The 13247-nt window shown below is 72.8% G+C and carries 11 protein-coding genes; 9 read left to right on the top strand and 2 right to left on the bottom strand.

All coding sequences use genetic code 11. The features are described 5' to 3' along the window. Window positions 1-54 precede the first annotated feature (54 nt). Window positions 55-501: a DUF3093 domain-containing protein gene (locus tag D7231_RS15200; RefSeq protein WP_120755939.1), complete on the bottom strand. Its 447-nt coding sequence runs from the start codon at window positions 499-501 to the stop codon at window positions 55-57. Window positions 502-560: 59 nt separating this feature from the next. Here D7231_RS15200 and D7231_RS15195 point away from each other — a divergent pair, with 59 nt between their 5' ends. The 8 genes from D7231_RS15195 to D7231_RS15160 all read left to right on the top strand — a co-directional run bounded on the left by D7231_RS15195 (window position 561) and on the right by D7231_RS15160 (window position 9443). After that, the gene (locus D7231_RS15195; protein WP_120755938.1) at window positions 561-1145 is read left to right on the top strand and encodes a PaaI family thioesterase; all 585 of its coding nucleotides are present in this window, start codon (window positions 561-563) and stop codon (window positions 1143-1145) included. Beyond that, window positions 1142-1642: a dUTP diphosphatase gene (gene dut / locus D7231_RS15190; RefSeq protein WP_058042151.1), complete on the top strand. Its 501-nt coding sequence runs from the start codon at window positions 1142-1144 to the stop codon at window positions 1640-1642. Before D7231_RS15195 ends, dut begins: the two co-directional genes overlap by 4 nt. 1 nt (window position 1643) lies before the next feature. Next, window positions 1644-2420: a DUF3710 domain-containing protein gene (locus tag D7231_RS15185; RefSeq protein ID WP_241999722.1), complete on the top strand. Its 777-nt coding sequence runs from the start codon at window positions 1644-1646 to the stop codon at window positions 2418-2420. Between the two features lie 325 nt (window positions 2421-2745). Continuing rightward, the gene (kdpF, locus tag D7231_RS15180) at window positions 2746-2835 is read left to right on the top strand and encodes a K(+)-transporting ATPase subunit F (RefSeq protein WP_043188605.1); all 90 of its coding nucleotides are present in this window, start codon (window positions 2746-2748) and stop codon (window positions 2833-2835) included. An 8-nt stretch (window positions 2836-2843) separates the two neighbouring features. Further along, window positions 2844-4535, top strand: coding sequence for a potassium-transporting ATPase subunit KdpA (kdpA, locus tag D7231_RS15175; protein WP_120755936.1), 1692 nt, complete (start codon window positions 2844-2846; stop codon window positions 4533-4535). Then, window positions 4532-6634, top strand: a complete 2103-nt coding sequence (gene kdpB, locus D7231_RS15170) for a potassium-transporting ATPase subunit KdpB (protein ID WP_120755935.1) — start codon at window positions 4532-4534, stop codon at window positions 6632-6634. The genes kdpA and kdpB overlap by 4 nt, the downstream gene beginning before the upstream one ends. Window positions 6635-6641: 7 nt before the next feature. Continuing rightward, entirely contained in the window at window positions 6642-7301 is a 660-nt protein-coding gene (kdpC, locus tag D7231_RS15165) for a potassium-transporting ATPase subunit KdpC (RefSeq protein WP_120755934.1), read from the top strand. Between the two features lie 279 nt (window positions 7302-7580). Continuing rightward, window positions 7581-9443, top strand: coding sequence for an NAD(P)-binding protein (locus tag D7231_RS15160; protein ID WP_120755933.1), 1863 nt, complete (start codon window positions 7581-7583; stop codon window positions 9441-9443). Between the two features lie 454 nt (window positions 9444-9897). On the opposite strand, the gene D7231_RS15155 is transcribed toward D7231_RS15160, so the two are convergent. Next, window positions 9898-10434, bottom strand: a complete 537-nt coding sequence (locus D7231_RS15155) for a GNAT family N-acetyltransferase (protein ID WP_120755932.1) — start codon at window positions 10432-10434, stop codon at window positions 9898-9900. Between the two features lie 210 nt (window positions 10435-10644). Here D7231_RS15155 and D7231_RS15150 point away from each other — a divergent pair, with 210 nt between their 5' ends. Continuing rightward, window positions 10645-13197, top strand: a complete 2553-nt coding sequence (locus D7231_RS15150; protein WP_120755931.1) for a sensor histidine kinase — start codon at window positions 10645-10647, stop codon at window positions 13195-13197. Window positions 13198-13247: the final 50 nt, after the last annotated feature.

The following is a 13247-nucleotide window of genomic DNA, read 5'->3' as shown; positions in this document are numbered from 1 at the left end:
CCCCCTCAGCGAGCCCGTACTGCCACCACTGCGCCAGGGAAGCCCGTAAGCCCGTCAGGAAGCCCGTACCGCCGTCAGCGCGGCGGCCAGCCGCTCGGGGGAGCGCGTGGAGAGGTAGACGTAGGGCGTCGGGTCGGACGGATCGGTGATCTCGATCCGCAGCGCCGTGGGCACGTAGCCCCGCAGCAGCATGAAGGCGCGGGTGTCGGCCTTGTACGTGCGCCAGGCGCGGGCCTCTTCGGCGTCCAGCACCTGCGGCGTCCCCAGCGCCTTGACCGGGATCCGGGCGTCGCCCGCGACCAGCGCGCCGCCCACCACGCGGATGCGCACCGAGCCGTACGAGCTGACCGCCGTGGCCGCCAGGGCGCCGCCGCCCACGAGGCCGGCGAGCATGGGCACCGTCCCCAGGGGCAGCAGGATCAGCGCCATCGCCACCCCGGTCAGAACCGCGATGAACCACCAGGAACGGGGCGCGGTCAGACGTTCTTCGTAAGCCTGCATGGGCCCAAGCTTGACACGAGCGGGACCGGGCCCCGCCCGCGCGGGTAAGGTCAGCCCCTGTGAGTGGACGAACGACAGCGCCGACGCCGCCGGACGGGGCCGTGCCCCCCGTGCGGCACCCCGACGCGCCCGCGCCCGGCGAGACCATCGGGTCGCACTACGAGTACTGCTTCGGCTGCGGCCCCGGCGTCCCGCACGGGCTGCACGTCGAGGTGCGGGCCGGCGACGGCGTGTGCGTCTCCGCGGAGTTCCGGGTCAAGGAAGCGCACCAGGGCGCCCCCGGCCTCGCCCACGGCGGGGTGCTGGCGACGGCGCTGGACGAGACGCTGGGCTCGCTGGGCTGGATGCTGCGGGTGATCGCGGTGACCGGCCGGCTGGAGACCGACTTCCTGCTGCCCGTGCCCGTGGACACCGTGCTCCACCTGCACGCCGAGGTGACGGCCGTGCACGGCCGTAAGATCTACGCCGCGGCCACCGGCCGGATCGGCGGGCCCGAGGGCCCGCTCGCACTCCGCGCCGAAGCGGTGTTCGTCGAGGTCAAGGTCGACCACTTCATCGAGCACGGCCGTCCCGCAGAGATCCAGGCCACGCTGGCCAACCCCGACCAGGTGAAGGTCGCGCGAGCTTTCGAGGTGAACCCGTGACGCGTCAACCCTTGGACGTCCTCATCCGCCGAGTGGACCCCGAGGTGCCCCTCCCCTCCTACGGTCACCCCGGTGACGCCGGCTGCGACCTCGTGACCACCGAGGCCGCCGAGCTGGCCCCGGGGGAGCGGATGGTGCTGCCGACGGGCGTCTCCATCGCGCTGCCGGACGGCTACGCGGCCTTCGTGCACCCGCGTTCGGGCCTCGCCGCCCGGTGCGGAGTCTCCATGGTGAATGCCCCGGGGACCATCGATGCCGGGTACCGTGGAGAGATCAAGGTGATTGTGGTCAATCTGGACCCGCGGGAGACCGTCCGGTTCGAGAGGTTCGACCGCATCGCCCAGTTGGTCGTCCAGCAAGTAGAGAAGGTCCGCTTCCACGAGGTCGCGGAGCTTCCGGGCTCGGCACGGGCCGAAGGGGGCTTCGGGTCCACCGGTGGCCACGCTGCCGTGGGGTATGGATTCGCTTCGGTCGCCAGCGACCGGGAAGGACAGTGACGTGTTCGGTCGTCGCCGCAAGCGCAGTGAGGACGTGGTCGAGGACTCCCGTCCCGACGACGTGACCTCCGAGGATTTGGCTGAGGAGTCGCCGGCCGCGTCGGACTCCGAGGCCGGGAGCCGGGTCCGGCTGGAGCCGGAGCCGCGCCCCGACGGGCCGTGGGACCTCTCCGAGGTCCGCGACCCCGCCGAGGGCCGGGTCGACCTGGGCGGCCTGTTCGTGCCGGGCGTCGAGGGCATGGAGCTGCGCGTGGAGGTCGCCGGTGACGCGATCGTCGCCGCCACCGTCGTGCTCCGCGACAGCGCCGTGCAGCTCCAGGGCTTCGCCGCCCCCAAGCGCGAGGGCATCTGGGGCGAGGTCCGCGAGGAGATCGCCTCCGGCATCACCCAGCAGGGCGGTGTCGTGGACGAGGTCCAGGGGCCGCTCGGCTGGGAGCTGCGGGCCCAGGTGCCCGTGGCGCTGCCGGACGGCACGCAGGGCGTGCAGATGGTGCGCTTCATCGGGTGCGACGGGCCGCGCTGGTTCCTGCGCGGCGTGATCTCCGGCCAGGGCGCGGTGCAGCCGCAGACCGCCGGCCTGCTGGAGCAGATCTTCCGGGACACCGTCGTCGTCCGCGGCGAGTCCCCGATGGCTCCCCGCGACCCGATCGTCCTGAAGCTGCCCGAGGACGCCCAGATGGTCGCCGAGGGCCTCCAGCAGACGGACGACGACCGCTCGCGCTTCGCGGGCGGCGTGGACCGCCTGGAGCGCGGTCCGGAGATCACCGAAGTGCGCTGACGGACGCGCGCAGCCACCGGCGAACACCCTCGCCGGCGGCTGGATTACGGCCTTCCGCTGGGCCGCAACCCCTGACCGGGGTTGCGGCCCAGCGGCGTTTTTGCAGGTCAAAGGCGGATCCATATGGATTCCGTCAAGGGGGCGCTAATGGCCGTATAGAGGGCGTCAACGGAGCGCCCGGGAGGGTCCGCGAACGGTTTCCTGTGATGGTCCGTTCATATCCGAACCCTCTCTAGGAGCACACGATGGCCGACGTGGCCTTCGTCGTCACCACGCTCGCGGTCTTCGCGCTGGTGGCTCTCGTCGCCAAGGGGGTGACGAAGCTGTGACTGCCGAGAACATCGTCGGCCTGGTCGTGGCCGTCGCCCTGCTGGGCTACCTGATCCTCGCCCTCGTCTTCCCGGAGAGGTTCTGAGCACAGATATGAGCCCCGTACTCTCCGGAGTCCTCCAGCTCCTCGCGCTCATCGCGGCGCTGGCGCTGTCGTACCGCCCGCTCGGCGACTTCATGGCCGGGGTCTACAGCTCCGGCAAGCACCTGCGCGCCGAGAAGCTGATCTACCGCACCATCGGCGCCGACCCGGACGCCGGGATGCGCTGGCCCGCGTACCTGCGCGGCGTCCTCGCGTTCTCCGCCGTCGGCGTCCTCTTCCTGTACCTGCTCCAGCGGATCCAGGGCGTCCTGCCCGACTCGCTGTCGCTGGGCTTCACCGCGATCAGCCCGGACCAGGCGTTCAACACCGCCGCCTCGTTCGTCGCCAACACCAACTGGCAGTCGTACTCGGGTGAGCAGGCCATGGGCCACGCCGTCCAGACGCTCGGCCTCGCCGTGCAGAACTTCGTCTCCGCGGCCGTGGGCATGGCCGTGGCCGTCGCGCTCGTCCGCGGCTTCGCCCGGTCGCGCACCGGCGAGCTCGGCAACTTCTGGGCCGACCTCGTGCGCGGCACCGTCCGCATCCTGCTGCCGCTCTCGGTGGTCGGCGCGGTCGTCCTGGTCGCCTGCGGCGCCATCCAGAACTTCTCCGGCATCCACGAGATAGGTCAGCTCGCCGGGGGCACCCAGCAGGTCAACGGCGGCGCCGTGGCCTCGCAGGAGGTCATCAAGGAGCTCGGCACCAACGGCGGCGGCTACTTCAACGCCAACTCCGCCCACCCGTTCGAGAACCCCGACGCCTTCTCCAACCTCTTCGAGATCTTCCTGATCCTCGTCATCCCCTTCGCGCTGACCCGGACCTTCGGCAAGCTCGTCGGCAACGTCAAGCAGGGTTACGCGATCCTGGCCGCGATGGGCGTCATCTGGCTCGGCTTCACCGCCCTGATGATGTGGACCGAGTACGCGCACCACGGTCCCGCGCTCCAGGCGGCGGGCGGCGCGATGGAGGGCAAGGAGCAGCGCTTCGGCGTCGGCGCCTCGGCCATCTTCGCCACCACCACGACGCTCACCTCGACCGGCGCGGTGGACTCCTTCCACTCCTCCTACACCGGCCTCGGCGGCGGCATCACGCTGCTGAGCATGATGCTGGGCGAGATCGCGCCCGGCGGCGTCGGCTCCGGCCTCTACGGCATGCTCGTCATGGCGATCATCGCGGTCTTCATCGCGGGCCTGATGGTCGGCCGGACGCCCGAGTACCTCGGCAAGAAGATCGGCACCCGCGAGATCAAGCTCGCCGCGTGCTACATCCTCATCACCCCGACCCTGGTGCTGGGCTTCACCGCCCTGTCCATGGCGCTGTCCGGGCCGCCCGAGTCGATCCTGAACGTCAAGGGCAACTCGGTGGACGGCAGCGGCGCCCACGGCTTCTCCGAGGTCCTCTACGCGTTCACCTCCGGCGCCAACAACAACGGCTCCGCCTTCGCCGGCCTGAACGCCAACACGCCCTGGTACAACACCACGATCGGCCTCGCCATGCTGCTCGGCCGCTTCCTGCCGATGGTCTTCGTCCTGGCGCTGGCCGGCTCGCTGGCCGAGCAGACGCCCGTCCCCGAGACCGCCGGCACCCTGCGCACGGAGAAGCCGCTCTTCGCGGGCCTGCTCGTCGGCGCGATCCTCATCATCACCGGCTTGACCTACTTCCCGGCCCTGGCCCTTGGCCCGATGGCGGAGGGACTCTCATGAGCACGACCACCCCTGTCCGTACCGCGTCCGAGGAGGAGGCCCGCCCGCAGGGCTCCCCGGATCCCGGCCGGGTCTCCGGCGGCCTCTTCGACCCGGCCCAGCTGCTGAAGTCGCTGCCGGACGCCTTCCGCAAGCTCGACCCCCGGGTGATGGTCAAGGCCCCGGTGATGTTCGTGGTCCTGATCGGCTCGGTGGTCACCACCGTGCTGGCGCTGAAGGACCCCGGCTCGTGGTTCGGCTGGGCGATCACGGTGTGGCTGTGGCTGACCGTCCTCTTCGCCAACCTGGCCGAGGCGGTCGCCGAGGGCCGCGGCAAGGCCCAGGCCGACACGCTGCGCAAGGCCAAGACCGACACGGTGGCCCGGCGCCTCGCCGGCGACACCGAGGAGTCGGTGCCCGGCACCGACCTGCGCGTGGGCGACCTGGTCGTCTGCGAGGCCGGCGACATCATCCCGGGCGACGGCGACGTCGTCGAGGGCGTCGCCTCCGTCGACGAGTCGGCCATCACCGGCGAGTCGGCCCCGGTCATCCGCGAGTCCGGCGGCGACCGCTCGGCGGTCACCGGCGGCACCAAGGTCCTCTCCGACCGCATCGTCATCAAGATCACGACGAAGCCCGGCGAGACCTTCATCGACCGCATGATCAACCTGGTCGAGGGCGCGGCCCGGCAGAAGACGCCCAACGAGATCGCGCTGAACATCCTGCTCGCCTCGCTGACGATCGTCTTCCTGCTGGCCGTCATCACGCTCCAGCCGTTCGCGATCTACGCGGGCGCCGAGCAGTCGATGATCATCCTGGCGGCGCTGCTGGTCTGCCTCATCCCGACCACCATCGGCGCCCTGCTGTCCGCGATCGGCATCGCGGGCATGGACCGGCTGGTGCAGCGCAACGTCCTGGCGATGTCCGGGCGCGCGGTGGAGGCCGCGGGCGACGTCTCGACGCTGCTGCTCGACAAGACCGGCACCATCACCTACGGCAACCGCCAGGCCGCCGAGTTCGTGCCCGTCAAGGGCACCACGGCCGCCGAGGTCGCCGACGCCGCCCAGCTCTCCTCGCTCGCCGACGAGACGCCCGAGGGCCGCTCCATCGTCGTCCTCGCCAAGGAGAAGTACGGCCTGCGCGAGCGCCACGAGGGCGAGCTCGTGGGCGCCGAGTGGATCCCCTTCACCGCCCAGACCCGGATGTCCGGCGTCGACGTGGACGGCCGCAAGGTCCGCAAGGGCGCGACCGGTTCGGTCCTCGCCTGGGTCGAGGAGCAGGGCGGCACCGTCGCCGAGGACGCCCGTACGCTCACCGACGACATCTCCCAGGCCGGCGGCACCCCGCTGCTGGTCGCCGTGGAGGACGCCCGGGGCGCCCGCGTCCTCGGTGTCATCCACCTCAAGGACGTCGTCAAGGAGGGCATGCGCGAGCGGTTCGACGAGCTGCGCGCCATGGGCATCAAGACCGTCATGATCACGGGTGACAACCCGCTGACGGCCAAGGCCATCGCGGAGGAGGCCGGCGTCGACGACTTCCTCGCCGAGGCGACGCCCGAGGACAAGATGGCGCTCATCAAGCGCGAGCAGGCCGGCGGCAAGCTCGTGGCGATGACGGGCGACGGCACGAACGACGCCCCCGCGCTCGCGCAGGCCGACGTGGGCGTGGCCATGAACACCGGCACCTCGGCCGCCAAGGAGGCCGGGAACATGGTGGACCTGGACTCCAACCCCACCAAGCTCATCGAGATCGTCGAGATCGGCAAGCAGCTGCTCATCACGCGCGGCGCCCTGACGACCTTCTCGATCGCCAACGACGTCGCCAAGTACTTCGCCATCATCCCGGCGATGTTCGCGGTGGCCTACCCCGGCCTGGACAAGCTCAACATCATGAGCCTGTCCTCGCCCGAGTCGGCCATCCTCTCGGCGGTCATCTTCAACGCGCTGATCATCGTCGCGCTGGTGCCGCTCGCCCTCAAGGGCGTGCGCTACCGGCCGATGAGCGCGGACGCCATGCTCCGGCGCAACCTCTTGATCTACGGACTGGGCGGCCTGATCTCCCCGTTCATCGGCATCAAGATCATCGACCTGCTCATCTCCCTCATCCCTGGCATCGGGTGACGTCACCATGAACAACTCCGTACGCAGCACGGCCCGCCTGGTCGGCGCGGGGCTCCGCGCCCTGCTCGTCCTCACGGTGGTCTGCGGGGTGATCTACCCGCTGGTCGTCACCGGCATCGCCCAGGCGGCCTTCCACGGCAAGGCCAACGGCTCCGAGGTCACGGTGGACGGCAAGTCCGTGGGCTCCGAGCGGCTCGGCCAGAGCTACACGCTCGACAAGAAGGACAAGGACGGCAACCCGCTGCCGGACCCGAAGTTCTTCCAGCCCCGCCCGTCGGCGGCCGGCCCGAACGCCGAGAACACCCGGTACAAGCTGATCGTCTCCGGCGCCTCCAACCTGGCCGCGGACAGCAAGACCCTGCTGGACGCCGTCAAGCAGCGGCGGGCGGACGCCGCCGCGTTCAACCACGTCGAGCCGTCGGCCGTACCGGTGGACGCGCTGACCGCCTCCGCCTCGGGCCTCGACCCGGACATCTCGCCGGCGTACGCCCGGCTCCAGGCCAAGCGCGTCGCCGAGGCCAACGGCCTGCCGGCGGACAAGGTCGAGAAGCTCGTCGAGGACCACGTGGACGGCCGCGTCCTCGGCTTCATGGGCGAGGAGCGCGTCAACGTCCTGAAGCTGAACATCGCCCTGCGGGAGCTCGCCGGGACCGGCGGGAAGCAGTGACACCCGGCGCGAACTGACATGCGGCCCGCCCTCTCCTTGTGAGAGGGCGGGCCGCGGTGCGTGGCGGGCGGGTGCTCCGGAGACGCGGCGGGCGTGCGCTCCGGAGCGCGGTCCGTGGAGGGGCGGGTTCCGGGGGTGGAGGGTTGTGCTCCGGCCCCGCCGATCCGGTATGCCCCGTATCTCCGTACCAATTCCGGTGAATGTTCGACCGGCGCAGGGCAGGCTGACGGTGTGGCCACACTGAACCAGCAGCCCCAAGTCACGCCGGACGCACCGCACATGGTGGTGTGCGGTGACGACGGGCTCGTGCACCGGCTCGCCGCCGAGCTCTCCGGCGTGTACGGCGAGCGCGTCACCGTCGTCCTGCCGCCGGCGCGCGAGGCCCGGCGGCGCCCCGCGCCCATGGTCGGCCGCGCCGCGGCCCTGTTCGGGCGTGTCACCGGAGTCGTCGGCCGCGCCGGCGCCCCCGACCGCAACGGCACCGCCCCCGCCGGCAGTGGCCTCGTACGGGTCGTGGAGGCGGCCGAGCCCGGCGAGGAGGCGTTCGCCGAGGCGGGGGTGGCCCACGCCACCGCGCTCGCCCTCGTCTACGACGACGACGAGACCAACGTCCAGGCGGCCCTGCTCGCCCGCCGCCTCAACCCGCGCGTCCGGCTCGTCATCCGCCTCTACAACCGGCGGCTCGGCCAGCACCTGGAGGAAGTCCTCGACCAGGCCGCCCTGCTGGCCGCCGCCACGTCGGACGCCGAGCCCGTCACCGACGCCACCACCACCGTCCTGTCGGACGCGGACACCGCCGCCCCCGTCCTCGTCACCGCCGCCGTCTCCGGGCACAGCCGGGTCTTCGACGTCGGCAGCAGGCTCCTGAGAGCCGCCGAGCGGCCGCCCCTGGCGGACGCCCCCGGGCGGCCGCAGGAGCTGTGCACCGTCGCCCTGCTCGCCCCGGCCCAGCGGCCCGCCGACGCCTACGGTCCCGAGGCCGACGGGCCCCTGCTGCTGCCCGGCGCCGTGCCGCCGCCGGGCGCGGAGGGGCGCTCCCGGGTCGTCCTGGAGGCGGTGCCGATGGACGTGCCGTCCGTGCCGCCGAGCCGGCCCACCGTCCGCGGCCTGCCGCTCGGCTCGTTCTTCTCCCGGCGCCTGCGCTGGGCCCTCGGGCTGCTGATCGCCGCCGTGTGCGGGCTGGCCGTCGCGTCCTGGAGCGTCAGCAGCAACAACCCGACGCACGCCGTCTACCTGTCGCTGCTCGACCTCTTCGCGATCAACGACCCCGCGATCCACGAGGGCCACGGCCGGCAGATCCTCCAGCTCCTCTCCGGCTTCACCGGACTGCTGCTGCTCCCCCTGCTCGTGGCCGCCGCCCTGGAAGGCCTCGGCACCTTCCGCTCCGCCTCCACGCTGCGGCGCCCGCGGCGCGGCCTCTCCGGGCACGTGGTGCTGCTCGGGCTCGGCAAGATCGGCACCCGTGTGCTGGCCCGGCTGCGCGAGCTCGGCATCCCCGTCGTCTGCGTCGAGCGCGACCCGCAGGCGCGCGGTGTCGCGGTCGCCCGTTCCCTGCGCGTGCCCACGATCATCGGCGACGTCACCGAGGAAGGCGTCCTGGAGGCCGCCAAGATCGGCCAGAGCGGCACGCTCATGGCGCTGACCAGCAGCGACATCACCAACCTGGAGGCCGCGCTGTACGCGCGGGCCGTCAAGCCCGACGTCCGCGTGGTCATGCGGCTCTACGACGACCGCTTCGCCAAGGCCGTCTACCGCACCCTGCGCGACACGTACCCGCGGGCGTGGACGCGCAGCCGCAGCGTCTCGTTCCTGGTCGCCCCGGCCTTCGCCAGCGCGATGATAGGGCGTCAGATCCTGGGGGCGGTGCCGGTGGAGCGGAGCGTCGTCCTCATCGCCGCGATCGAGGTCGTGGGGCACGCGGGGCTGGAGGGGCGCGCCGCCGCGGACGCGTTCGCGCCGGGGGCGTGGCGGGTGCTCGGGCTGACCATGGTGCGGCCGGACGCGTCCGGGCGGCAGACGGTCCTGCTACGGGATCTGCCCGGCGACTACGTGCTGCGGCGCCAGGACCGCGTCCTCGTCGCCGCGACCCGCCAGGGCCTGGCCGACCTCCTGGGCCGCCGCCCGGTTCCGAGGCCTCGCTGACGCGTCGGCCGCGCTGACTTCCGGGGCGACCACGCCCCGGGGCCCGCGCCCGGCGCAGCCGGCGGGCCGGCGCCCCAAGGGCGAGCCGCCGGCCCGGCGACGCACCTTCCGCCGCGGCGGTGATCAGCCCCTACGGGCGTGTCCGGCGGTGCCCGGCGGCCTGGGGCCGGTTCGGCACCGCCGGGTTGCGGCCATGTGGTTGCGCGCCGTTGCGGCGGGGGAGGGGTGCCGGCCCGGCTGGTGGTAGGGGTGGGGCCCGCCCCTGTCTTCCGCCGCGGCGGTGATCAGCCCCTACGGGCGTGTCCGGCGGTGCCCGGCGGCCTGGGGCCGGTTGGGCACCGCCGGGTTGCGCACGTGTGGCTGGTCGCCGTTGCGGCGGGGAGCGGGGCTCGGCCCCGGCGAAGGGCCCGGGGCTCCGGACCGGTGACGCGCCTGTCGGCGGGGGACGTCGGGGCTACCACACGTCCCCCGGACGCCAGTCGCACGCCACCGCGCCGTCCAGGTCCAGCGCCGCCCCGAGCGGGAGGACGTAGATGCAGCCGTCCTCCTCCTCCGTGCGCCGCAGGCCCGTCGGTGCGAGCACCGACGACGGGCCGCGCCACAGCTGCCAGCCGCGGCCCTCGTACAGCGGGACCGCCTCGTCCGCCGCGCCCAGCGCGCCCACCTCGTACGCCCCGTCCCGCAGAACCCGCTCCAGCGCGGCCATCACGGCCGAGGCCACGCCCTGCCGGCGCCGGTCCGCGCGGACGGCGACGGCCTCCACGTAGCCGGTGCGCAGCGCGCGCCCGCCGTGCAGGAGCCGCCGCTGCACGAGCGAGCCGTGGCCTATGAGCTCGCCGTCCTCCCACGCGAGGGCGTGCATGCCGCCCACGGTGTGGTCCCAGTCGTCGTCGGAGAAGTCCCCTTCGAACGCTTCGTTCACGAGGGCGCGGACCGCGGAGAGTTCCTTACCGGTCAGATCGGAGGTGTGGGCCGTGCGGATGTCGGTCATACGGCCATCATGCCGCCGTACGCGGTCCGCGAAGGACACGGCATACGGCGTCAGAGCTGCGTCAATACCGCGCCCGGCACCCCCGGGTGCCCCATATGTCCAGAACTTTGGCCGTAAGGTCGGCCGTACGCGGCAGTGCGGGCACATCGGCACTGCCGGCCGTCACGAACCGGCCGGACACCACCGCGGAGCGTGAAAGACAATGGGGCCATGGGACGCGGCAAGCTTCGGATCTACCTCGGCGCGGCACCGGGCGTCGGCAAGACGTACGCGATGCTCTCCGAGGCCCACCGCCGCGTGGAGCGCGGCACGGACGCCGTGGTCGGCTTCGTCGAGCACCACGGCCGGCCGCGCACCGAGGTGATGCTGCACGGGCTGGAGGAGGTGCCCCGCAGGGAGATCGCCTACCGCGGGACGGTCTTCACCGAGATGGACATCGACGCCGTCCTCGCCCGCCGCCCCGCCGTCGTCCTCGTCGACGAGCTCGCCCACACCAACGTGCCCGGCTCGCGCAACACCAAGCGCTGGCAGGACGTCGAGGAGCTGCTCCAGGCGGGCGTCGACGTCGTCTCCACGGTCAACATCCAGCACCTGGAGTCCCTCGGCGACGTCGTCGAGTCGATCACGGGCGTGCGGCAGCAGGAGACCGTGCCCGACGAGGTGGTGCGCCGCGCCGACCAGATAGAGCTGGTCGACATGTCGCCGCAGGCGCTGCGCCGCCGCATGGCGCACGGCAACATCTACAAGCCCGACAAGGTCGACGCGGCCCTCTCCAACTACTTCCGGCCCGGCAACCTGACCGCGCTGCGCGAGCTCGCGCTGCTGTGGACGGCCGACCGCGTCGACGAGTACCTGCGCCAGTACCGCACCGAGCACAGCGTCTCCACCATCTGGCACGCCCGCGAGCGCATCGTCGTGGGCCTCACCGGCGGCCCCGAGGGCCGCACCCTGATCCGCCGCGCGGCGCGCATGGCCGCCAAGGGCTCCGGCAGCGAGATCCTCGCCGTCTACATCGCCCGCAGCGACGGGCTCACCTCGGCGTCGCCGAAGGAGCTGGCCGTCCAGCGCACCCTGGTCGAGGACCTCGGCGGCACCTTCCACCACGTGATCGGGGACGACGTGCCCGCCTCGCTGCTGGAGTTCGCCCGTGGCGTGAACGCCACCCAGATCGTGCTCGGCTCCAGCCGGCGCAAGACCTGGCAGTACATCTTCGGCCCCGGCGTGGGCCAGACCGTGGCCCGCGACTCCGGGCCCGACCTCGACGTGCACATCGTCACGCACGAGGAGGCCGCCAAGGGCCGCGGCCTGCCGGTCGCGCGCGGCGCCCGCCTGGGCCGCGGCCGCATCGTCGCGGGCTGGCTCGTCGGCCTGGGCGGGCCCGCCCTGCTCAGCCTGCTGCTGACGCACATCGACCCGGACCTCGGCCTCGCCAACGACATGCTGCTGTTCCTGTGCATGACGGTGGCCGCGGCCCTCCTCGGCGGCCTGCTGCCGTCCCTCGCGTCCGCGGCCTTCGGCTCGCTGCTGCTGAACTACTTCTTCGTCGAGCCCCTGCACCGCTGGACGATCACCGACCCCAAGAACATCGTCGCCATCACGATCTTCGTCTTCGTCGCGGTCTCCGTGGCGTCCGTGGTGGACGTGGCCGCGCGCCGCACCCACCAGGCGGCCCGGCTGCGCGCCGAGTCCGAGATCCTCTCCTTCCTGGCCGGCAGCGTCCTGCGCGGCGACACCAGCCTGGACGCGCTGCTGGAGCGGGTCCGGGAGACCTTCGCGATGGAGTCCGTGGCCCTGCTGGAGCGCGCCAGCGAGGTCGACCCGTGGACCTGCGCGGCCAGCGTCGTGACCAGCTCGGGCAAGCCCCTGCTGCGGCCCGAGGACGCCGACGTCGACATGCCCGTCGGCGACAACATGGCGCTCGCCCTCTCCGGCCGCGTCCTGCCCGCCGAGGACCGCCGCGTGCTCGCCGCCTTCGCCGCGCAGGCCGCCGTCGTCCTGGACCGGCAGCGGCTGGTCGGCGAGGCCGAGCGGGCCCGCCGCCTGGACGAGGGCAACCGCATCCGCGTCGCCCTGCTCGCCGCCGTCAGCCACGACCTGCGCACCCCGCTCGCCGCGATCAAGGCCGCGGTGACGTCCCTGCGCTCGGACGACGTCGCCTGGTCCGAGGAGGACGAGGCCGAGCTGCTGGCGAGCATCGAGGACGGCGCCGACCGCCTCGACCACCTCGTCGGCAACCTCCTCGACATGTCGCGGCTCCAGACCGGCACGGTCACCCCGCTGATCCGGGAGATCGACCTGGACGAGGTCGTGCCCATGGCCCTGGGCGGCGTCCCCGAGGGCAGCGTCACCCTCGACATCCCCGAGTCGCTGCCGATGGTCGCCGTCGACCCGGGCCTGCTGGAGCGCAGCGTCGCCAACGTCGTCGAGAACGCCGTCAAGTACAGCCCCGGCGGGACGCCCGTCCACGTGGCCGCCAGCGCCCTGGGCGACCGGGTGGAGGTCCGGGTGGCCGACCGCGGCCCCGGCGTTCCCGACAGCGCCAAGGACCGCATCTTCGAGCCCTTCCAGCGCTACGGGGACGCGCCGCGGGGCGCCGGCGTGGGCCTCGGCCTGGCCGTCGCCCGCGGCTTCGCCGAGGCCATGGGCGGCACCCTCGCCGCCGAGGACACGCCCGGCGGCGGCATGACCATGGTGCTCACCTTGCGGGCCGCCGCGGGGGTCGCCCCCGTCCGCGGGGACCTCCCGGCGCAGGCCACCACGTGAGGCCTCCCCGGCACACCGACAGACCAGCAGTCCCCGACCCCGGGCCCCGT

The sequence above is a fragment of the Streptomyces klenkii genome (assembly GCF_003626645.1).
Taxonomy (GTDB): domain Bacteria; phylum Actinomycetota; class Actinomycetes; order Streptomycetales; family Streptomycetaceae; genus Streptomyces; species Streptomyces klenkii.
This window is presented reverse-complemented; position numbering and strand designations above follow the sequence as displayed.

Coding starts and splice junctions, on each gene's coding strand:
- D7231_RS15200 (WP_120755939.1), bottom strand. CDS start 501: ATGCAGGCTTACGAAGAACGTCTGACCGCGCCCCGTTCCTGGTGGTTC.
- kdpA (WP_120755936.1), top strand. CDS start 2,844: ATGAGCCCCGTACTCTCCGGAGTCCTCCAGCTCCTCGCGCTCATCGCG.
- kdpB (WP_120755935.1), top strand. CDS start 4,532: ATGAGCACGACCACCCCTGTCCGTACCGCGTCCGAGGAGGAGGCCCGC.
- kdpC (WP_120755934.1), top strand. CDS start 6,642: ATGAACAACTCCGTACGCAGCACGGCCCGCCTGGTCGGCGCGGGGCTC.
- D7231_RS15160 (WP_120755933.1), top strand. CDS start 7,581: ATGGTGGTGTGCGGTGACGACGGGCTCGTGCACCGGCTCGCCGCCGAG.
- D7231_RS15155 (WP_120755932.1), bottom strand. CDS start 10,434: ATGACCGACATCCGCACGGCCCACACCTCCGATCTGACCGGTAAGGAA.
- D7231_RS15150 (WP_120755931.1), top strand. CDS start 10,645: ATGGGACGCGGCAAGCTTCGGATCTACCTCGGCGCGGCACCGGGCGTC.